The organism is Bacillus basilensis (assembly GCF_050630465.1).
GTDB classification, from domain to species: domain Bacteria; phylum Bacillota; class Bacilli; order Bacillales; family Bacillaceae_G; genus Bacillus_A; species Bacillus_A basilensis.
On record NZ_JBNTQO010000004.1, the window covers coordinates 1 to 18,884 of the forward strand.

The window sequence follows — 18,884 nt, forward strand, 5'->3', positions numbered from 1 at the left end:
GCGGAAGTAGTTCAGTGGTAGAATACAACCTTGCCAAGGTTGGGGTCGCGGGTTCGAATCCCGTCTTCCGCTCCAATTTTCAATATGACATGCCGGGGTGGCGGAACAGGCAGACGCACAGGACTTAAAATCCTGCGGTGGGTGACCACCGTGCGGGTTCGACCCCCGCCCTCGGCACCATATGCGCCCGTAGCTCAATTGGATAGAGCGTTTGACTACGGATCAAGAGGTTAGGGGTTCGACTCCTCTCGGGCGCGCTTTTATTAACGGGAAGTGGCTCAGCTTGGTAGAGCACCTGGTTTGGGACCAGGGGGTCGCAGGTTCAAATCCTGTCTTCCCGATATTCCCAAAAACATGGGGCCTTAGCTCAGCTGGGAGAGCGCCTGCCTTGCACGCAGGAGGTCAGCGGTTCGATCCCGCTAGGCTCCACTTTATTTATTATATGTCTCGGAGGTATACCCAAGTTCGGCTGAAGGGATCGGTCTTGAAAACCGACAGGCGGTGAGAATCGCGCGGGGGTTCGAATCCCTCTACCTCCTCCATTTTCTTTAATGGTTTAGACATAAATAATAAAATATTTCTTTTTTCCTTCATGGAGGTATACCCAAGTTCGGCTGAAGGGATCGGTCTTGAAAACCGACAGGCGGCGAGAGTCGCGCGGGGGTTCGAATCCCTCTACCTCCTCCATTTTTTTAAAAAATATTATATTGTCGCGGGGTGGAGCAGCACGGTAGCTCGTCGGGCTCATAACCCGAAGGTCGCAGGTTCAAATCCTGTCCCCGCAACCAAATGGTCCCGTGGTGTAGTGGTTAACATGCCTGCCTGTCACGCAGGAGATCGCCGGTTCGACCCCGGTCGGGACCGCCATTTATGTTGGCTCGGTAGCTCAGTCGGTAGAGCAGAGGACTGAAAATCCTCGTGTCGGCGGTTCGATTCCGTCCCGAGCCACCATTTTTTTTATGCCGACTTAGCTCAATTGGTAGAGCAACTGACTTGTAATCAGTAGGTTGGGGGTTCAAGTCCTCTAGTCGGCATCCTTTAGGGGCATAGTTTAAAGGTAGAACTGAGGTCTCCAAAACCTCCAGTGTGGGTTCGATTCCTACTGCCCCTGTAAAGTATATGGGCCTATAGCTCAGCTGGTTAGAGCGCACGCCTGATAAGCGTGAGGTCGATGGTTCGAGTCCATTTAGGCCCACCATATATTATTCCGCAGTAGCTCAGTGGTAGAGCTATCGGCTGTTAACCGATCGGTCGTAGGTTCGAGTCCTACCTGCGGAGCCATGGCCCGTTGGTCAAGTGGTTAAGACACCGCCCTTTCACGGCGGTAACACGGGTTCGAATCCCGTACGGGTCATAAAAAAAGAGTCAGCACATTGCTGACTCTTTTTTATTGTGTGTTAATCCTCTTTTATCTACTGATTTTCCTGAAATAAATAAAGGGATTTAGGAAAAACTATGGTATGTATAAAAAGGAGGAGACAAAAATGACACGAGTGAGAGACCTTATGAGTACTCATATTGTACATTGTACACCGCTAGACAACGTATACGAGGCTGCTGTAAAGATGAAAGAAGAATCGATTGGATTGATTCCGGTTGTTGAAAATGAGCAAGTTGTTGGGCTTGTTACAGACCGAGATTTAGTGGTTAGAGGCATTGCTGAGAAACATCCTGGATCTAATAAAATTACAAATGTAATGACAACAAATATTGTTTCAGTTTCTCCAGATGATTCCATTGAAAAAGCTACAGAGTTAATGGCACAGTATCAAATTAGACGATTACCAGTAGTTGAGAGTGGTCAACTTGTTGGAATGCTAGCATTAGGTGATTTAGCTACAAGAGAATCGGCAGATGATCAAGCGGGATTTGCTTTAAGTGAAATCTCGGAGCATACGGAATGAAGAGAGACTTTAATTAGTGGGATAAGTTACGTATAAAAATCAGATGCATTATTCTAGTATATATGGATTAAGCTAATATGTTAGCATGATGTATCTGAGACATTATATAATAAGTATACGGTTAGTAATTTCGACAGTTTATTTAAATTTGTCATTCCTAATTTTAAATAAGAGAAAAAATGATATACTGATAGATATAAGCGTTATGATAGATTTCGAATATAACAATATTTATTATTAACGATGTAATAATGGATTAATATTTCCTATGTAGACAAAAGGGAAGGGGAATTATATGAGGGCTGTACAGCGCGATCCGAATTGGAATTTGGTTACAGATACATATATAGAACCAAATAATTTCGCTGAATTATTTTCTTTGCTTGTACCTTGTCATCCAAAAGGTGAAGGGAAAGAACGAACTATATTAGTGTGGAAAGAAAAAGAATTTTATAAAGAAGAAAATTTAGCGGCATTTATCGTATATGGAATGAATAAAGCAAAGAATTTACCGCAGTTTCATAAAGATGAAATTCCAACTTTAGTACGTATTCTTCGCTTATGTCAAGAGATTGGTTGGTATGAAGAAGCAAATACTTTTATGGTAAATCAAGGACTAGCTGAGTTTGTTTACACTTCATTGGAATATGAAACGTGGGATCTTTTGACGCAAGCGGTTGCTTTAAACTATTTAATTATTAAATATCGTATTGGTGAATTGACTGATGGGGATGTAGAAATTTGGGATAGAGTTAAATTTAATGAGAAATGTATAAAGGATTGTAAACATCTATTATCCCATAAAGAAGTATTGGAATTTACATTCTTTTATATGTGTAAGAGAGCTAAATTCCTATCAAAGGAACAATTAAATAGTGATATGATGAGTCTAGCGATGTATTGTAATACTTTTGTGTATGATTTATATACACATGACTTATTACGGAAATATCGTAAGTGTACAGACTTCCTAGCATATTATGGACCTAGTCAAGCGGTATTAGCTTGTCAAAGAGCTGTACTTTCTCAAATTTCAGATCGATTAGACCCATTAAAGACTACTCATGTAGATGATTATTTATATGTAATGAAAGATATGATGGAGCATATGACGATAGGAATAATGGATCGATATGATCATTTTATCGGAAAGTTATTATCATATGTGCCATTTTTCGAAATGATTCAAGTTCCACAGCATGCATATTATTGTGAAGAATTACTGTATATTTGTAAGGGCATTGAATATAAAGAAGAAATATTACGCAATTATATATTTATACAATTACATGATTGTCTGCCATCATTCTTTAAACTATTTCTTAAAAATAAGCGTTATGCAACGATTCATGATATTCTGTTCTATTGGTGCGATGATGAACAAAGGATGAGCTTGGAGAAAAAATATAATCTTAGCTTTATTTATGAAAAATATGCTTGTGGGTAAAGAGCATTTTCTATATAAATTAAAAAGGATCTCACATAAACGTGAGATCCTTTTTTTGTTAGTAAAGCAAGGAGAATGTGATTAAGACGAGAAATAACATTCCATAAAGGAAAACTTGTGCCGTATTGCTTCCTTGTATACCAAAAAAAGTATTTATTTTTTTATATAAATTCAATATATATTTTAGCGGATTATCTTTGAAAGATTGGTACACAGTGTCTCCTCTTTCTAAGCTTCTTGTTCGTGTTTTTTGTTATTAGGGACATGAATGTATCTAGCTATGAATAGTAAAACAGCCATAAAGAACACAGGAAATACGGTAGATAAATAAAAACCATTACTAATAATATTTGTTATTAGGGCACTTAATAGAAAGATGGCATTATAAATATGTGCAATTTTTTGTTTTAGTTTAACTTGAAAGGATTCCATCATAATTTCTAAAGCGACAAAAGCAATGATAATAGATAAAAATACAGTATTTGTATTGTAAATGATTAAACAACAGATTAAACCTAAAAAGGCTAAGTATTCAATTATGAGAGGTATATTGATATTGCGTGGCATACAATTTACCTAACTAAATATGGCAGTGGGTTTACTGCATTTGTTTTTTCAAAATTCCATTCTCCATTGTGTAATTCAAAATGAAGATGTTGCCCGTATGAATGACCTGTGTTTCCCATATGACCTACTAATTGTCCAGCCTGTACTTGATCACCAGCTTGTACAGTGCGATCTTTCATATGAGCATAGACTGTTGTATATAGTTTCCCGTTTAGTTGATGAGCGATGAACACAACATTGCCATAGCTAGCTGAATAATATGATTTCACAACTTTACCTGCAGCCGCAGCTTGGATAGAGACATTACCCTGAGCTGCAATATCTATCCCATAATGCATTTGTTCCCAGCGCATATCAAAGGTTGAGCTAATTCTTCCTTGAGTAGGGAATTTGAAAACTGCTGGAATGGAAGTAGGTTGAGCTGTTTGATTTTGTGATTGCGTTTGATTTTGCACCACATAATGCTTTGCTACATATCCGTATCCTGTGCCAAAACGAATTTTATACCAAGTTCCGACAGTTTCCACTACTTGTATTTGTGTACCATTTTGTAATGAACCAAGTAGTGCACTACTTGTACTAGCATTGCTACGTACATTAAGTTTAGGTGTTGCAACTGTGTATTTCGTATTATTTTGAACTGTGATGCCTTTTACTAAAGGCTGTGAACCATTAGACACGAACGCCTTTTGTACGTAACCTGTTTTGCCATTATGTAAAATTTTATACCACTCACCTTGTTCTTCTTGAATGGTAACGAATTTCCCATTTGGTAATACATCTAAAATTGAAGATTCTAAATTAGGTTCAGAACGAACGTTTAATGCATTGGCATTAACAATGTATTGATTATTAGATTGAAGTTTGTTTTTTAGTAGAATAGCATCTTTTTGTACGTAACCTACTTTATTATTAACAGATACTTTATACCAGCTATTAGTTGTTTCGAGTATGTTTACTTTCGTATTAAAGCGAATTGTATCAATTGATGAGCTATTTGCGTTATCTTGTGTATGTAAGGCTACTTGATCGACTTTGACATATCCAGTTTTCACGTTAGATAATTGTTCAGCGTTGGCTGTTTGTACAGTTGTTTCTCCCATAGAAGGAAGTAAAGAGGCAATTGCGACAGTAGTTGCTGTTAAAGCAGTAGCTTTCATATTCATATAATAGAGACCTCCTCTAGTTGTATAGTTGTAATTTTATTATAGTATAAAGATATAATATAGTGGGTGTATTCACATAAATGTAATATGAAATCAATAAAAAAATAAATTTTTTGAGGATAATGATTCCTTATTATCCAATTAATTGGGATGATAATTTCTAAGATAGAATATAAATATTGTATAGTTTTATTATTTTGTTGACAATTGAGAAAATTAAAACAGTTGATGATGTCTTATTACGGTGTTATACTGACAGTGATAATTTCATAGTTTGCTAGGAGAGCTGGTGTTGCCAGCTGAGAGTAGGCCGTAAGCCTTTGATCCTTTTCATTACCTGATCTAGATTATGCTAGCGTAGGGAAGCAATTCGGACACTAATAATGAGTCCCCGTTTCTTTGCGTATAGAAACGGGGCTTTTTTATTTGAAAATTTCATATTGAAACCACTAGGGGTGCTTGTTGTGCTGAGAGAGGAATAATCCTTAACCCTTACAGACCTGATCTAGGTAATACTAGCGAAGGGAAGTGGAGCAACGAATAAATTATAATTTTATTTGCTGTAACCACTTCTTATTTAGAAGTGGTTTTTTATTTAGATATATAGATTGAAAGGGGATAGAGAAATGAAATTTTGCGATAGATTATTAGAAACTGTACAACCAGTTTGGGAGATGAGTCATAATCATCCGTTTGTAGTAGGTATGGGAGATGGCACGTTAGAAAAAGATAAGTTTCAGTATTATATTATTCAAGATTATTTATATTTGTTAGATTATGCAAAGCTATATGCGATTGGTGTTGTAAAAGCAACGAATCCACAAGTAATGGGGAAATTTGCTGAACAAATTGATGGCATATTAAATGGAGAAATGACAATCCATAAACAATATGCAAAAAGACTTGATATTTCTATAGAGGAGATAGAATCTGCCAAACCATCTGCTAAAAATTTAGCCTATACAAATTACATGATGTCTGTATCTCAAAATGGCACACTTGCGGAATTAATAGCAGCACTTCTTCCATGTATGTGGAGCTACTGGGAAATTGGAAAGCGTTTAAACGATATTCCTGGAGCAAGAGATCATGAGTTCTTTGGTGAGTGGATTCAAGGATATAGTTCGGAAGAATACGGTAACCTTTGTATTTGGTTAATAGATTTATTAAATGAAATGGCAGTTGGAAAGTCTGACAAAGAGCTAGATCGATTAGAGGAGATTTTCCTATATTCCAGTCGATTTGAATATTTATTCTGGGATATGTCCTATCGTAAGGAGATGTGGGGATTTGAGGAGCAAGAACATACTACAGTTTCATAATGTTTCTTTTCATTATGATGAGAAACCAATCATCAATGAATTAAATGCTTCTATACGAGATAAAGAGTTTGTAAGTATTATCGGACCGAGTGGATGCGGGAAAAGTACTTTATTTCGCCTTATTACAGGTTTAGAAGAAGCAAGTACGGGACAGATAGAGCTGACAGAAACAAAGAGCCATCCTGTAGGATATATGCCCCAAAAAGATATGCTCCTGCCATGGAGAACGATTATTGAGAATGCTGCCCTGCCGCTAGAGTGCCAAGGTGTACAGAAGAAAGAAGCACAAATAAAGGCAAAGGAACTGTTACATAAATTTGGCTTACAAGGGTATGAGACAAAATATCCGAAAGATTTATCTGGCGGTATGAGACAACGCGTATCTTTTATTCGAACTTTATTAACAGGCGGGGAGATATTGCTGTTAGATGAACCGTTTAGCGCGTTGGATGCTTTAACGAAGGCATCTTTGCAAGAATGGCTGTTTGAACAATGGAAAGAGTGGGAAAAAACAATTTTATTTATTACTCATGATGTGGAAGAAGCATTATTTCTTTCTAATCGAATTTTCGTTGTAGAAAATCAACCGATAACTACTTTAACCGAGAAGATTGTACCGCTTGATTGTAATCGGACAAGAAAAGATTTATATAAGCCTGAAGTGTTAGCGCTTAAAGATGAGCTTCTTAGTATGTTACAAAGGCAGGTACTCGTATGATGAACCGGTTGAAGGAACTATTACCTGCCCTTACACTTTCTAGTATTTTACTTGTCATGTGGGAAATAGGCGCAAGAGTTGTAGATGAGATGTACATTTTACCGTCACCGTCTGCAATTGTAATGAAGATATGGAAACTAAAAGATATATTATTTACGGTTCATTTGCCGGCAACATTAAATGTCGTTTTAATAGGGGTGGCTATTTCTATCGTACTTGGGGTAGGGCTAGCGATGTTAATGAATGCGAGTAATTGGATGGAGAGAGCATTTTATCCATTATTAGTTGCCTCACAAACGATTCCGATTACAGCGCTTGCTCCACTCTTCGTTTTATGGTTTGGATATACGATTTGGAGTAAGGTTGTTGTTACGGTTTTAATTACGTTTTTTCCAATTGCGGTCAATACGTATGATGGACTACGTAGTACAAAAATAGAATGGGAGGAGCTCTTAGTTACGTATGGAGCAACGAAAAAAGATGTTTTTCTTAAATTAAAGTTACCATCTGCTCTTCCTTATTTTTTCTCAGCTTTAAAAATTGCAGTTCCGCTTAGTGTGATTGGGGCAGCAATTGGTGAATGGCTCGGTGCACAAGCCGGGTTAGGATATTTCAGTAAAAGGATGATGACGCAATTAGACGGAGCGGGTGTATTTGCACCCATTGTATTGTTATCATTATTAGCTATTTCCTTTGTCATCCTTATTTCGATTTTAGAAAAGAAATTTATTAGTTGGAGGAAGCATTCATGAAATTTTTAAAACGCATCTTTGTGTTTACATTATTAGTTGCAATGATTGCTGGATGTTCTAGTAATTCAGCATCAGATAAGGGTAAGAAAGAAAAAGAAATAACGGTCATGCTTGATTGGTACCCAAATGCGGTACATAGCTTTATTTATGCGGCAATTGAAAAAGGCTACTTTAAAGAAGAAGGAGTAAAGGTGAATATTAAATTCCCTTCCAATCCGACTGATCCATTAACTTTAGCAGCGGCAGGAAAAGTAACGGTTGGCTTGTATTATCAACCAGATGTTGTTATGGCAAGAGCAAATGAACAAATTCCAGTGAAATCAATTGGAGCTGTCGTACGTTCCCCGTTAAATCATGTTGTATCACTGAAATCAGCAGGCATTCAATCACCGAAAGATTTAGAAGGAAAAACAGTAGGATATTCGGGGACACCTTTAAGTGAGATGTATTTAAAAACGATGGTAAAAGAAGCTGGTGGTAATCCAGATACAGTGAAAGTAGTCGATGTTGGCTTTGATTTAGTACCAGCGTTAATTACGAAAAAAGTAGATGCAGTAACAGGAGCATACATTAACCATGAAGTACCTGTTATGCGACATGAAGGCCATGAACCAGCGTACTTTAATCCAGCTGATTATGGTGTGCCAAACTATCATGAGCTTGTATTTGTAACAGGTGATAAAACGTTGAAAAAAGATAAGGAAGCGTTGCAAGCTTTCTTACGTGGTACGAAAAAAGGTTATGAATTCATGAAGAAAAATCCAGATGAAGCATTAAATATTTTATTAAATCATCAAGAAAAAGAAAACTTCCCGCTTGTACCAGAAGTTGAAAAAGAAAGTATGAAAATTTTATTAGAGAAGATGGAAACGAAAGATGAGCCATTCCTATCGGATTCAAAAGAGTCATGGGAGAAACAAAATAAATGGCTGAAAGATAAAGGGATGACGAAAGAAATCGTTCCAGCTGAGGAATTATTCGAAAACATTTTAAAGTAGGCGAATGAATATGAAAAATGAGCTTCATGTAATCTCAAATGGTCACATGTCATTCGAAGAGCTAGTGAATGTAGCAATGCAAATTGAGAGTGAGATTGATTATTTACATGTTCGTGAGCGTGAGAAAAGTACGAAGGAATTGTATGAAGGTGTGGAAAGTCTTTTGAAGAAAGGCTTTCCCGCATCGAAGATAGTAATAAATGATCGAATTGATATTGCTATTTTATTAAATATTCCGCGTGTGCAGCTAGGATATCGAAGCGCAGATGTAAGGTCAGTGAAAGAAAAGTTTTCTTATTTGCATGTCGGTTATTCTGTGCATTCTTTAGAAGAGGCGATCGATGCATTTAAGAATGGAGCGGATTCACTCGTCTATGGTCATGTATTTCCGACAGATTGTAAAAAAGGTGTGCCAGCGAGAGGGCTTGAAGAAGTTTCAGCCATTGCAAAGTGTTTATCCATACCGATTACAGCAATTGGAGGAATCACCACGGAAAACACAGGGGATGTTCTTACTAATGGTGTCAGTGGTATTGCTGTTATGTCTGGAATTATAAGTAGTAGTAACCCATATAGCAAAGCGAAATCTTATAAGGAATCAATAAGAAAGTGGGCGGAAAAACATGTGTAAGAAGTATGATGTAGCGATAATTGGCGGAGGTGTAATAGGTAGTTCAGTTGCACATTTTCTAGCAGAACGAGGGCATAAAGTAGCGATTGTAGAGAAGCAACAGATTGCATCTGAAGCCTCGAAAGCAGCTGCTGGTTTACTTGGGGTTCAGGCAGAATGGGATGCGTATGATCCGTTATTTGAACTTGCTAGAGAAAGCCGTGCTATATTTCCACAACTTGCAGCAGTTTTACGTGAAAAAACAGGCATCGATATTGGGTATGAAGAAAAAGGCATTTATCGCATTGCTCAAAATGAAGATGAGAAGGAAAGAATTCTTCATATTATGGATTGGCAGCAGAAAACAGGTGAAGATTCCTATTTTCTAACGGGAGAAAAATTGCGGGAAAAAGAGCCATTTCTATCTGAATCCATTATAGGTGCGGTATATTATCCGAAAGATGGTCATGTTATTGCACCAGAGCTTACAAAAGCATTTGCACACTCTGCAGCAATTTCCGGTACTGATATATATGAACAAACAGAAGTATTTGATATTCGTATTGAAAATGATAACGTAACAGGAATTGTTACAAGCGAAGGTATTATTGCGTGCGAGAAAGTTGTGATTGCAGGTGGTTCATGGAGCACGAAGTTACTAGGTTATTTTCACCGCGAATGGGGTACATATCCAGTTAAAGGAGAAGTAGTAGCGGTAAGAAGTAGAAAATCACTTTTAAATGCGCCTATTTTCCAAGAAAGATTTTATATTGCACCAAAGCGCGGTGGACGGTACGTAATTGGAGCAACGATGAAGTCTCATACGTTTAATAAAACTGTGCAACCAGAAAGTATTACTTCTATATTAGAGCGTGCTTATACAATATTGCCGGCTTTAAAAGAAGCGGAATGGGAAAGTGCATGGGCAGGATTAAGGCCACAATCAAATCACGAAGCTCCTTATATGGGAGAGCATGAAGAAATAAAAGGTTTATATGCTTGCACGGGCCATTATCGAAACGGCATTTTATTAAGTCCTGTTTCTGGTCAATATATGGCGGATTTAATAGAAGGAAAGCAGGAGAATCACTTGTTAGATTCATTGCTTTCTAAAAGAGTTTAGAAAGGGGATGGAAGTTTGAATTTAAAAATTAATGGTAATCAAATTGAAGTGCCAGCGAGTGTGAAAACAGTAGCTGAACTACTTACACATTTAGAGTTAGATAACAGAATTGTTGTAGTTGAGCGTAATAAAGATATTTTACAAAAAGATAATCATACAGATACATCTGTTTTTGATGGAGACCAAATTGAGATTGTAACTTTCGTAGGAGGCGGTTGATTATGTTAAACATTGGACCATTGTCATTTCAGTCTAGACTTTTATTAGGAACAGGGAAATTCCCTGATTTTGACGTACAGCAAAAAGCAATTGACGTTTCTGAAGCTGAAATTTTAACGTTTGCAGTACGTCGTATGGATATATTTGATGCAAAGCAACCTAATTTATTAGAGAAGCTTGATGTGAAAAAATATACGTTATTACCGAATACAGCCGGAGCGAAAAATGCTGAAGAAGCTGTTCGTATTGCAAAATTAGCGAAAGCTTCAGGACTTTGTGACATGATCAAAGTAGAGGTTATTGGTGATGATAGAACGTTATTACCTGATCCAATAGAAACATTAAAGGCATCTGAAATGTTACTAGAAGAAGGATTTATCGTACTTCCTTACACATCTGATGATGTTGTATTAGCCCGCAAATTACAAGAACTTGGCGTGCATGCGATTATGCCAGGAGCATCACCAATCGGATCAGGGCTTGGTATTGTAAATCCGTTAAATTTAAGCTTCATTATTGAACAAGCGACAGTACCAGTTATCGTTGACGCTGGTATCGGTAGCCCAGCTGACGCGGCATTCGCGATGGAATTAGGAGCGGATGGTGTGTTATTAAATACGGCTGTATCAGGAGCAAAAGATCCTATTAAAATGGCATACGCAATGAAATTAGGTATCAAAGCAGGTCGCATAGGCTTTGAAGCAGGTCGTATCGCACGTAAACGCTGTGCAACTGCAAGTAGTCCTTTAGAAGGAATGAGTGTAGTTGAATAATCGATATTCTCGCCAAGAACTATTTTCTCCCATTGGGGAAGAAGGACAGCAAAAGATAAGAGAAAAGCATGTGCTTATTATTGGCGCAGGCGCATTAGGTAGTGCAAATGCAGAAATGTTTGTAAGAGCTGGTGTTGGGAAGGTAACAATTGTTGACCGTGATTATGTCGATTGGAGTAATTTACAAAGGCAGCAATTGTATGCAGAGAGTGATGTGAAAAATAATCTTCCGAAGGCTGTAGCGGCGAAGAAACGTCTAGAAGAGATTAATAGTGAAGTAAGAGTAGAAGCACTCGTTCAAGATGTAACAGCTGAGGAATTAGAAGAGCTTGTTACAAATGTTGATGTAATCATTGATGCAACTGATAATTTCGAAACGCGTTTCATTGTAAATGATATAGCGCAAAAATATTCTATTCCATGGATTTACGGGGCTTGTGTAGGGAGTTACGGACTTTCTTACACAATTCTTCCTAGTAAAACACCATGTTTATCATGTTTATTACAATCGATTCCGCTTGGCGGTGCGACATGTGATACAGCGGGCATTATATCACCTGCTGTATCTCTCGTCGTTTCTCATCAAGTAACGGAAGCTCTTAAACTATTAGTGGAAGATTACGAATCACTTCGAGAGGGACTTGCGTCGTTTGATGTATGGAAGAATGAATATTCATGTATGAATGTGCAAAAGCTTCGTAAACACAATTGTCCTTCATGCGGGGAGAATGCATTATATCCGTATTTAAATAAAGAAAATACATCGAAAACAGCAGTTTTATGCGGACGAAATACAGTTCAAATTAGACCACCTCATAAAGGGGAAATGGATTTTGAACAATATAAGGGGCTGCTGGAAGGTCGCGTTACGGATTTAAATGTAAATCCATATTTACTATCATTTTCTGTTGAAGAAAAGAGATTAGTTGCCTTCAAAGATGGTCGTGTACTTGTACATGGAACGAAAGATATAAGCGAAGCAAAGACGATTTATCATCGCTATTTTGGTTAGAAAAGGATGAGTGGGATGAAAGTGAATAAAGCTTTAACAATTGCAGGATCTGATAGCGGAGGCGGTGCTGGCATTCAAGCGGATTTAAAAACATTCCAAGAGCTTGGTGTATATGGGATGACGGCTATTACGGTAATTACTGCTCAAAACACGCTTGGCGTTCAAGGGGTATATCCTGTTCCATTAGAAGGTATTACGGAACAGCTGAATTCAATTGGTACGGATTTAACACCAGATGCTGTGAAACTAGGAATGTTATTTAGTAGCGAAATCATTCAAATTGTAGCAGAACATATTAATAAATTTGGCTGGAATAATATTGTGCTAGACCCTGTTATGATTGCTAAGGGTGGAGCATCATTATTACAACAAGAAGCAGTACAAGCATTAAAGGAATATTTATTACCAGTAGCAACTGTTATAACACCGAATGTTCCGGAAGCAGAAGTGTTAACTGGGCTGGAAATTCATAACGTTGAAGATAGTAAAGAGGCTGCAAAAGTACTTCATGAATTAGGTGCGAAATATGTACTCATGAAGGGCGGACATGCAGAATATCAAGGTAATGAAGTAATTGATTTACTCTTTGATGGAGAAGATTTTATTGAATTTAGAAGTGAGCGAATTCCTTCAAAGCAAACACACGGAAGCGGCTGTACATTTGCGTCAGCAGTTACAGCTGGACTTGCGAAAGGATACTCGATGGAAGAGGCAGTTCAAGAGGCTAAACAATTTATTAGTATAGCAATTGAAGAACCGTTGAATATTGGAAGTGGTCATGGACCGACGAATCACTTTGCATACAAATTGAATAAAGCATAAGCATGAATAATAGAAAAGTCAGTTTTATAACTGGCTTTTTTTCTGTTTACTTTTTCCAAATACAGGAGTAATATATCAGCCAGAATACATTTTTGTAATACGCTGAGTCCAATTCTATGGAGCGGAGGAACCAATTTGTGCAGTGTCACTAGGGGTGAATCTTTCAATTTTGAAAGTAGGGCTACTCTCAAAGTCCGAATCCGACAGCTAACTTCGTAAGCGTCTTGAGAGAGGACGGTGCCATGATGGATACATCACTTCATCGATCTGATTAGTATAGGGGAATATCAATCTATGTTTGAGTTCTTTTATGCTAAGGAGGATGAGGTATATGGAACTAACACTTATTTGTGTTGGAGAAGAAAGCAAGGTAAATAGTTTAATAGATTTAGTAGCTTTTCAACATGAGTTAATTATTTTTACAGCAAATGAAGAGATAGCGGCTGAAGTTAGGAATTGTGGATTTGATTGGACGTATAGTTGTAGTAAGAAGCAGGATTTTACTAGTATTTGTGAGTGTATTAAGAAGGTGATTCTGCTAGGGGATGAGCTTCCAATCGTTAGCTTCTTTACAGAACACATTCGTTTTTCTTTCCAAGCGCCTATTACTGTTGTTACAAAAAATAAACGATATCCAGCGAGGCTCTATGAAACAATTGGAGCTACATTTGTCGTGTTTACGAATTGTGATAATATTTCTTTTTTATGTTTTGAATAAGGCGGGGGAGAAGAAAATGAAGGTGTTATTATTAGGAGATATAGCGAATCGTTGGGCAGTATCGGTAGAGCGAGTTCAAGAATTGGTGGTGCTCGATCCTATTTTTCCAAGGCCCTATATCATATTACCATCAAAAGACGCTTTATATTTAAAATCAGATGTTATCGAATATGAGCAGCTACATGCAGAATTGTCACAAGTTTATATTCGCGGGAGAAATTTACGTGCTTTTTTACGAGGGGAATAAATAGTGTATAAAAAAAGAGCGAATGCGAAGTGCAACAAGCTATGCACTTCATGTCATTCGCTCTTTTTATTTCGTATTTAAAAGGTTATTTCTGTGAAAAAGAAAGAAAAGACGAGAAAACAGATGAAAGAATATTAATAACACTAAATGTAAGCGTTTAAACAGATGGATATTTTCTTATTTTCAGTAATTTGCCTCTTTACAAGTTAAATATAGAGGAGTATATTTACTCTCATAAATCATTCATAAAATTTCCAAAAAAACCTAAAATCGCTGAGTTCCAGAAATGGAGCGGGGGAACCAATTTTGTGCATCGTCACTTGGGGTGAATCTTTCAGTTTTGAAAGTAGGGCTACTCTTTAGGCCCGAATCCGACAGCTAACCTCGTAAGCGTTTAGAGAGGAGGTTTACTTTGTGTTGTTCATTTCGAACACTAAGTAGAGCTTAGTGTTCTTTTTTTGATAATCTAATGGTAAATTTTTACAATGGGAAGAGGGATAGCTATGTTAGATGTTGTAATGATCGGGATTTTTGTTGTGTTAGTCGCATCGATGGCAAGTCTTGCAAGTTGGTCAGATAAAGTTGTGAAAGAAGGGAAGCAATCATGACGATTGCCTTATCGGTTATTGTTGCAGTAATTACGTTGTACTTAGTGTATGCATTATTAAATCCGGAAAAGTTTTAATTAGGGGGAGTCATTCATTATGATCTGGGTCGCAGTTGTTATTACAATGCTATTGTTTATTCTTGTGGCAAAGCCAACGGGAATTTATTTAGAGAAAGCCTTTCAAGGTAGTAAAAAGCTAGATAAAGTATTCGGGCCTTTTGAAAAACTTATTTTTAAAATTGCGGGTGTAAAAGAATACAATCAAACGTGGAAACAGTACGCATTATCATTAGTTTTATTAAATGGATTTATGATTGTTGTAGTATATTTCATTTTCAGATTACAAGGAGTATTGCCATTAAATCCAGCACACATTGAAGGAATGGAGCCTACGCTCGCTTTTAATACAGCAATTAGTTTTATGGCTGATACAAACTTACAGCATTATAGCGGTGAAAATGGTTTATCTTATTTATCACAATTAATCGGAATTACATTCTTAATGTTTGCAGCACCGGCAACGACTTTAGCGCTCGTTATGGCATTTATAAGAGGACTGGCTGGAAAAGAACTCGGTAACTTTTTCGTTGATTTTACGAGAGCGTTAACGAGAGTTTTTCTTCCTATCGCATGTATTGCGGCACTAGCGTTTGTTGCACTTGGCGTACCACAAACGTTAGACGGAGCAGTTACGGCACAAACGATTGATGGCGCGAAGCAAAGTATTTTACGTGGGCCAGTTGCATCATTCGTTTCAATTAAGGAACTTGGGAATAACGGTGGTGGATTTTTCGGGGCAAACTCTACACATCCTTTTGAAAACCCAGGACAAATGAGTAATATTTTGCAAATGATGCTTATGATGTTATTGCCAACAGCACTACCATTCACGTACGGACGAATGGTAGGAAATAAAAAACAAGGACGTATTCTTTTCGTTTCACTATTCATGGTGTTTTTACTAGGGTTTATAACGATTACGACATCTGAACTAAACGGGAATCCGGCATTAAATGGAATGGGTATTGAACACGTACAAGGAAGTACAGAAGGAAAAGAAGTAAGGTTCGGAACAGTATTTTCTTCCCTTTATGCGACTGTAACGACAGCTGCTGAAACAGGGGCTGTTAATACGATGCATGATACGTTAACACCAATTGGTGGGTTAGTTCCACTTGTAAATATGATGTTAAATACAGTATATGGCGGCGTTGGAGCAGGTTTTGTGAACATTATTATGTATGCGATTATCGCAGTCTTTATATCTGGATTGATGGTCGGACGGACACCAGAGTTTTTAGGTAAGAAAATTGAAGGTAAGGAAATGAAGTTAATTGCGGTAACGATACTATTTCATCCACTGCTTATTTTAGGATTTTCAGCATTAGCTCTTTCAACAAGTTTAGGAACGGATGCTATTTCTCATTCCGGTTTCCACGGTTTGACGCAAGTGGTATATGAATATACATCGTCAGCTGCGAATAACGGATCTGGATTTGAAGGATTAGCGGATAATACACCGTTTTGGAATATTACAACTGGTTTAGTTATGTTTTTAGGTCGCTATTTCAGTTTAATTACGATGCTAGCTGTCGCAGCTTCATTGAAAGAAAAGACGGTTGTACCAGAAACAGTCGGAACGTTCCGTACGGATAATAGTTTATTTGGCGGCATTTTCATCGGAACAATTGTAATTGTCGGTGCATTAACATTCTTCCCGATGTTAGTACTCGGTCCAATTGCAGAATTTCTTACATTGAAGTAATGGAGGGTAAATGATGAGACTGGTAGTAGTAAAAGAAAAAAGAGTAAATCAGTCACAAATACATGCTGTAGAAGATGAGGTTAGACAAGTGAAAGCGATGGATCGTGATATCGTGACACATGCGATGAAACAATCCTTTGCGAAATTGAGTCCGAAAGTCATGATAAAGAATCCAATTATGTTTGTTGTGGAAATTGGATTTATCATTACGTTCATTTTATCGTTTCTTCCAAGTGGTTCTAGTAGTGTACCAGGATGGTTTAATATAACAGTTTCTCTCATTCTATTATTTACAGTTTTATTTGCTAACTTTGCAGAAGCTTTAGCGGAAGGTCGGGGGAAAGCGCAAGCCGATTCCTTAAAACAGTCGAAGAAAGATGTATTTGCAAATGTTGTAAAAGAAAATGGAGACACCGTTCAAGTTTCAGCAACTGATCTTAGAAAAGGTGACGTTGTTATTGTAAAACAAGGAGAAATGATTCCAAGTGATGGGGAAGTAATAAAAGGATTAGCGTCTGTCGATGAATCTGCGATTACAGGGGAATCAGCTCCTGTAATAAAAGAAGCCGGAGGTGATTTTTGCTCCGTAACAGGCGGTACGATGGTTGTAAGTGATGAGATTACGATTGTCATTACGAGTAATCCTGGGGAATCATTTATTGATAAAATGATTTCGTTAGTAGAAGGGGCTTCTCGTCAAAAAACGCCGAATGAGATTGCTTTAAATACAGTATTAACGAGTTTAACGCTTATTTTCTTAATCGTTGTTGTGACGCTGCCGATTTTTACAAATTACTTAGGATTTCAAATTGATACAGCTGTACTTGTAGCGTTGTTAGTTTGTTTAATTCCAACGACAATTGGTGGATTATTATCGGCAATTGGTATTGCCGGGATGGACCGCGTGACAAAGTTTAATGTGTTAGCGATGTCGGGTAAAGCAGTGGAAGCTGCGGGTGATATTAATACAATTATTTTAGATAAAACGGGTACGATTACTTTCGGGAACCGAATGGCTCATACATTATTACCTGTAGGAAATGAAACGATTGAGCAAGTTGGAAAGTGGGCTGCTATTAGCTCAGTTTTAGATGAAACACCAGAAGGTCGATCAGTTATAGAATATGTAAAAACGAAGTCTATATCATATAATCGAGAAATTGCAGAAAAAGGTGAATTTGTTCCATTTAAAGCAGAAACGAGAATGAGTGGTGTTGATTTACAGGACGGAACGAAAGTGAGAAAAGGTGCTGTAGGTAGCGTAATTGAATGGGTTCAGTCACAAGGTGGCACGATTCCGAAAGATGTAAATCAAAAAGCAGATTTCATTTCAAAAGAGGGCGGAACACCACTTGTAGTTGCAGTAAATAATCGTATTTACGGTTTAATCTATTTAAAAGATACAGTAAAACCTGGCATGCGTGAACGTTTTGAACAGTTGCGTCAAATGGGGATTAAAACGGTTATGTGTACAGGGGATAACCCATTAACAGCAGCAACAATTGCAAAAGAAGCAGGGGTAGATGAATTCGTTGCCGAGTGTAAACCAGAAGATAAAATTTCTGTTATTAAAGCAGAGCAAGATAAAGGGAAACTTGTAGCGATGACAGGTGATGGTACAAATGATGCGCCGGCATTAGCGCAGGCTGACGTTGGATTAGCAATGAATAGCGGAACGACAGCTGCAAAAGAAGCAGCAAATATGATTGATTTAGATTCGAACCCAACAAAAATTATTGAGGTTGTAGGAATCGGTAAGCAATTGTTAATGACACGTGGTGCGTTAACGACGTTTAGTATTGCAAATGATATCGCGAAATATTTCGCTATTATTCCAGCGATGTTTACACTTGCAATTCCGCAAATGGAAGCATTGAACATTATGAAATTAACATCACCACTGTCAGCGATTTTATCAGCATTAATATTTAATGCAGTTATTATTCCATTACTCATTCCATTGGCGATGAAAGGTATCGCATATAAACCGATGAGTTCGAATGCACTACTTGGCCGAAACCTACTTATTTATGGGCTGGGCGGAGTGATTGTACCGTTTATTGGAATTAAAGTAATTGATATGATTGTCGGTTTGTTCATATAAGGAAGAGGGG

The 18,884-nt window shown here is 37.6% G+C and carries 20 protein-coding genes, 15 tRNA genes and 4 riboswitches; of the genes, 33 read left to right on the forward strand and 2 right to left on the reverse strand.

Going from position 1 to position 18,884, the window contains the following annotated elements; translation table 11 throughout:
• The 17 genes from ACQVV1_RS09270 to ACQVV1_RS09350 all read left to right on the forward strand — a co-directional run bounded on the left by ACQVV1_RS09270 (nucleotide 1) and on the right by ACQVV1_RS09350 (nucleotide 3,351).
• A tRNA-Gly gene (locus ACQVV1_RS09270) sits at nucleotides 1–75 on the forward strand.
• Nucleotides 76–91: 16 nt separating this feature from the next.
• Nucleotides 92–180, forward strand: a tRNA-Leu gene (locus ACQVV1_RS09275).
• 3 nt (nucleotides 181–183) lie between these two features.
• Nucleotides 184–257: transfer RNA gene (locus tag ACQVV1_RS09280), tRNA-Arg, on the forward strand.
• A gap of 10 nt (nucleotides 258–267) precedes the next feature.
• Nucleotides 268–341 (forward strand) — tRNA-Pro (locus ACQVV1_RS09285).
• Between the two features lie 15 nt (nucleotides 342–356).
• Nucleotides 357–429 (forward strand) — tRNA-Ala (locus ACQVV1_RS09290).
• A 20-nt stretch (nucleotides 430–449) separates the two neighbouring features.
• Nucleotides 450–542 (forward strand) — tRNA-Ser (locus tag ACQVV1_RS09295).
• Between the two features lie 52 nt (nucleotides 543–594).
• A tRNA-Ser gene (locus tag ACQVV1_RS09300) sits at nucleotides 595–687 on the forward strand.
• A gap of 24 nt (nucleotides 688–711) precedes the next feature.
• Nucleotides 712–788, forward strand: a tRNA-Met gene (locus ACQVV1_RS09305).
• Between the two features lie 3 nt (nucleotides 789–791).
• Nucleotides 792–867, forward strand: a tRNA-Asp gene (locus ACQVV1_RS09310).
• Nucleotides 868–875: 8 nt separating this feature from the next.
• A tRNA-Phe gene (locus tag ACQVV1_RS09315) sits at nucleotides 876–951 on the forward strand.
• Between the two features lie 10 nt (nucleotides 952–961).
• A tRNA-Thr gene (locus ACQVV1_RS09320) sits at nucleotides 962–1,034 on the forward strand.
• A gap of 6 nt (nucleotides 1,035–1,040) precedes the next feature.
• Nucleotides 1,041–1,111: transfer RNA gene (locus ACQVV1_RS09325), tRNA-Trp, on the forward strand.
• Nucleotides 1,112–1,121: 10 nt separating this feature from the next.
• Nucleotides 1,122–1,198, forward strand: a tRNA-Ile gene (locus ACQVV1_RS09330).
• An 8-nt stretch (nucleotides 1,199–1,206) separates the two neighbouring features.
• Nucleotides 1,207–1,281, forward strand: a tRNA-Asn gene (locus ACQVV1_RS09335).
• A gap of 1 nt (nucleotide 1,282) precedes the next feature.
• Nucleotides 1,283–1,354, forward strand: a tRNA-Glu gene (locus ACQVV1_RS09340).
• Between the two features lie 130 nt (nucleotides 1,355–1,484).
• Complete coding sequence (locus ACQVV1_RS09345; protein ID WP_063223667.1) at nucleotides 1,485–1,904, forward strand: CBS domain-containing protein; 420 nt, start codon at nucleotides 1,485–1,487, stop codon at nucleotides 1,902–1,904.
• Nucleotides 1,905–2,199: 295 nt separating this feature from the next.
• Entirely contained in the window at nucleotides 2,200–3,351 is a 1,152-nt protein-coding gene (locus ACQVV1_RS09350; RefSeq protein WP_309259723.1) for a DUF3965 domain-containing protein, read from the forward strand.
• Nucleotides 3,352–3,579: 228 nt separating this feature from the next.
• Here ACQVV1_RS09350 and ACQVV1_RS09355 read toward each other — a convergent pair whose 3' ends face one another.
• Nucleotides 3,580–3,918 (reverse strand): hypothetical protein, encoded by a 339-nt coding sequence (locus tag ACQVV1_RS09355; protein WP_242255762.1) that lies wholly within the window; start codon nucleotides 3,916–3,918, stop codon nucleotides 3,580–3,582.
• 5 nt (nucleotides 3,919–3,923) lie between these two features.
• Nucleotides 3,924–5,084, reverse strand: coding sequence for an SH3 domain-containing protein (locus tag ACQVV1_RS09360; protein WP_242255764.1), 1,161 nt, complete (start codon nucleotides 5,082–5,084; stop codon nucleotides 3,924–3,926).
• 269 nt (nucleotides 5,085–5,353) lie between these two features.
• A riboswitch (TPP riboswitch) is annotated at nucleotides 5,354–5,465 on the forward strand.
• A gap of 60 nt (nucleotides 5,466–5,525) precedes the next feature.
• A riboswitch (TPP riboswitch) is annotated at nucleotides 5,526–5,628 on the forward strand.
• 82 nt (nucleotides 5,629–5,710) lie between these two features.
• Here ACQVV1_RS09360 and tenA point away from each other — a divergent pair.
• The 16 genes from tenA to kdpB all read left to right on the forward strand — a co-directional run bounded on the left by tenA (nucleotide 5,711) and on the right by kdpB (nucleotide 18,874).
• Nucleotides 5,711–6,406: a thiaminase II gene (tenA, locus tag ACQVV1_RS09365; protein ID WP_063223671.1), complete on the forward strand. Its 696-nt coding sequence runs from the start codon at nucleotides 5,711–5,713 to the stop codon at nucleotides 6,404–6,406.
• Complete coding sequence (locus tag ACQVV1_RS09370; protein WP_309259725.1) at nucleotides 6,375–7,124, forward strand: ABC transporter ATP-binding protein; 750 nt, start codon at nucleotides 6,375–6,377, stop codon at nucleotides 7,122–7,124. Before tenA ends, ACQVV1_RS09370 begins: the two co-directional genes overlap by 32 nt.
• Nucleotides 7,124–7,876 (forward strand): ABC transporter permease, encoded by a 753-nt coding sequence (locus ACQVV1_RS09375; protein ID WP_063223837.1) that lies wholly within the window; start codon nucleotides 7,124–7,126, stop codon nucleotides 7,874–7,876. Before ACQVV1_RS09370 ends, ACQVV1_RS09375 begins: the two co-directional genes overlap by 1 nt.
• Nucleotides 7,873–8,874, forward strand: coding sequence for an ABC transporter substrate-binding protein (locus ACQVV1_RS09380; protein ID WP_431168795.1), 1,002 nt, complete (start codon nucleotides 7,873–7,875; stop codon nucleotides 8,872–8,874). Before ACQVV1_RS09375 ends, ACQVV1_RS09380 begins: the two co-directional genes overlap by 4 nt.
• Nucleotides 8,875–8,884: 10 nt before the next feature.
• On the forward strand, nucleotides 8,885–9,505 hold the full coding sequence (gene tenI, locus ACQVV1_RS09385) for a thiazole tautomerase TenI (protein WP_242255770.1): 621 nt from the start codon (nucleotides 8,885–8,887) through the stop codon (nucleotides 9,503–9,505).
• Entirely contained in the window at nucleotides 9,498–10,607 is a 1,110-nt protein-coding gene (gene thiO / locus ACQVV1_RS09390; protein WP_063223675.1) for a glycine oxidase ThiO, read from the forward strand. The genes tenI and thiO overlap by 8 nt, the downstream gene beginning before the upstream one ends.
• Before the next feature lie 15 nt (nucleotides 10,608–10,622).
• Nucleotides 10,623–10,826, forward strand: coding sequence for a sulfur carrier protein ThiS (gene thiS / locus ACQVV1_RS09395; RefSeq protein WP_071740630.1), 204 nt, complete (start codon nucleotides 10,623–10,625; stop codon nucleotides 10,824–10,826).
• Between the two features lie 2 nt (nucleotides 10,827–10,828).
• The gene (gene thiG / locus ACQVV1_RS09400) at nucleotides 10,829–11,599 is read left to right on the forward strand and encodes a thiazole synthase (protein ID WP_242255783.1); all 771 of its coding nucleotides are present in this window, start codon (nucleotides 10,829–10,831) and stop codon (nucleotides 11,597–11,599) included.
• Nucleotides 11,592–12,611 carry a thiazole biosynthesis adenylyltransferase ThiF gene (gene thiF / locus ACQVV1_RS09405; protein ID WP_242255785.1) on the forward strand — a complete coding sequence of 340 codons (1,020 nt, stop codon included), beginning with the start codon at nucleotides 11,592–11,594 and terminating at the stop codon, nucleotides 12,609–12,611. Before thiG ends, thiF begins: the two co-directional genes overlap by 8 nt.
• 6 nt (nucleotides 12,612–12,617) lie before the next feature.
• A complete protein-coding gene (gene thiD / locus ACQVV1_RS09410; RefSeq protein WP_431168796.1) occupies nucleotides 12,618–13,433 on the forward strand; it encodes a bifunctional hydroxymethylpyrimidine kinase/phosphomethylpyrimidine kinase in 816 nt (271 codons plus the stop codon).
• Nucleotides 13,434–13,523: 90 nt separating this feature from the next.
• Nucleotides 13,524–13,671, forward strand: a riboswitch (cyclic di-AMP (ydaO/yuaA leader).
• A gap of 93 nt (nucleotides 13,672–13,764) precedes the next feature.
• The gene (locus ACQVV1_RS09415) at nucleotides 13,765–14,151 is read left to right on the forward strand and encodes a hypothetical protein (RefSeq protein WP_309259726.1); all 387 of its coding nucleotides are present in this window, start codon (nucleotides 13,765–13,767) and stop codon (nucleotides 14,149–14,151) included.
• Nucleotides 14,152–14,167: 16 nt separating this feature from the next.
• Entirely contained in the window at nucleotides 14,168–14,398 is a 231-nt protein-coding gene (locus tag ACQVV1_RS09420) for a hypothetical protein (protein WP_063223681.1), read from the forward strand.
• Between the two features lie 261 nt (nucleotides 14,399–14,659).
• Nucleotides 14,660–14,805, forward strand: a riboswitch (cyclic di-AMP (ydaO/yuaA leader).
• A gap of 96 nt (nucleotides 14,806–14,901) precedes the next feature.
• Nucleotides 14,902–15,006, forward strand: coding sequence for a SipW-dependent-type signal peptide-containing protein (locus ACQVV1_RS09425; RefSeq protein ID WP_000887889.1), 105 nt, complete (start codon nucleotides 14,902–14,904; stop codon nucleotides 15,004–15,006).
• Nucleotides 15,003–15,083 carry a potassium-transporting ATPase subunit F gene (locus ACQVV1_RS09430; protein WP_309260253.1) on the forward strand — a complete coding sequence of 27 codons (81 nt, stop codon included), beginning with the start codon at nucleotides 15,003–15,005 and terminating at the stop codon, nucleotides 15,081–15,083. The genes ACQVV1_RS09425 and ACQVV1_RS09430 overlap by 4 nt, the downstream gene beginning before the upstream one ends.
• A 19-nt stretch (nucleotides 15,084–15,102) precedes the next feature.
• On the forward strand, nucleotides 15,103–16,770 hold the full coding sequence (gene kdpA, locus ACQVV1_RS09435; RefSeq protein WP_431168797.1) for a potassium-transporting ATPase subunit KdpA: 1,668 nt from the start codon (nucleotides 15,103–15,105) through the stop codon (nucleotides 16,768–16,770).
• 13 nt (nucleotides 16,771–16,783) lie between these two features.
• A complete protein-coding gene (kdpB, locus tag ACQVV1_RS09440) occupies nucleotides 16,784–18,874 on the forward strand; it encodes a potassium-transporting ATPase subunit KdpB (protein WP_309259728.1) in 2,091 nt (696 codons plus the stop codon).
• Nucleotides 18,875–18,884: the final 10 nt, after the last annotated feature.

Coding starts and splice junctions, on each gene's coding strand:
- thiG (WP_242255783.1), top strand. CDS start 10,829: ATGTTAAACATTGGACCATTGTCATTTCAGTCTAGACTTTTATTAGGA.
- kdpA (WP_431168797.1), top strand. CDS start 15,103: ATGATCTGGGTCGCAGTTGTTATTACAATGCTATTGTTTATTCTTGTG.
- ACQVV1_RS09345 (WP_063223667.1), top strand. CDS start 1,485: ATGACACGAGTGAGAGACCTTATGAGTACTCATATTGTACATTGTACA.
- tenI (WP_242255770.1), top strand. CDS start 8,885: ATGAAAAATGAGCTTCATGTAATCTCAAATGGTCACATGTCATTCGAA.
- ACQVV1_RS09420 (WP_063223681.1), top strand. CDS start 14,168: ATGAAGGTGTTATTATTAGGAGATATAGCGAATCGTTGGGCAGTATCG.
- kdpB (WP_309259728.1), top strand. CDS start 16,784: ATGAGACTGGTAGTAGTAAAAGAAAAAAGAGTAAATCAGTCACAAATA.
- ACQVV1_RS09355 (WP_242255762.1), bottom strand. CDS start 3,918: ATGCCACGCAATATCAATATACCTCTCATAATTGAATACTTAGCCTTT.
- ACQVV1_RS09360 (WP_242255764.1), bottom strand. CDS start 5,084: ATGAATATGAAAGCTACTGCTTTAACAGCAACTACTGTCGCAATTGCC.
- ACQVV1_RS09380 (WP_431168795.1), top strand. CDS start 7,873: ATGAAATTTTTAAAACGCATCTTTGTGTTTACATTATTAGTTGCAATG.
- ACQVV1_RS09350 (WP_309259723.1), top strand. CDS start 2,200: ATGAGGGCTGTACAGCGCGATCCGAATTGGAATTTGGTTACAGATACA.
- thiO (WP_063223675.1), top strand. CDS start 9,498: ATGTGTAAGAAGTATGATGTAGCGATAATTGGCGGAGGTGTAATAGGT.
- ACQVV1_RS09375 (WP_063223837.1), top strand. CDS start 7,124: ATGAACCGGTTGAAGGAACTATTACCTGCCCTTACACTTTCTAGTATT.
- ACQVV1_RS09430 (WP_309260253.1), top strand. CDS start 15,003: ATGACGATTGCCTTATCGGTTATTGTTGCAGTAATTACGTTGTACTTA.
- thiD (WP_431168796.1), top strand. CDS start 12,618: ATGAGTGGGATGAAAGTGAATAAAGCTTTAACAATTGCAGGATCTGAT.
- tenA (WP_063223671.1), top strand. CDS start 5,711: ATGAAATTTTGCGATAGATTATTAGAAACTGTACAACCAGTTTGGGAG.
- ACQVV1_RS09425 (WP_000887889.1), top strand. CDS start 14,902: ATGTTAGATGTTGTAATGATCGGGATTTTTGTTGTGTTAGTCGCATCG.
- ACQVV1_RS09415 (WP_309259726.1), top strand. CDS start 13,765: ATGGAACTAACACTTATTTGTGTTGGAGAAGAAAGCAAGGTAAATAGT.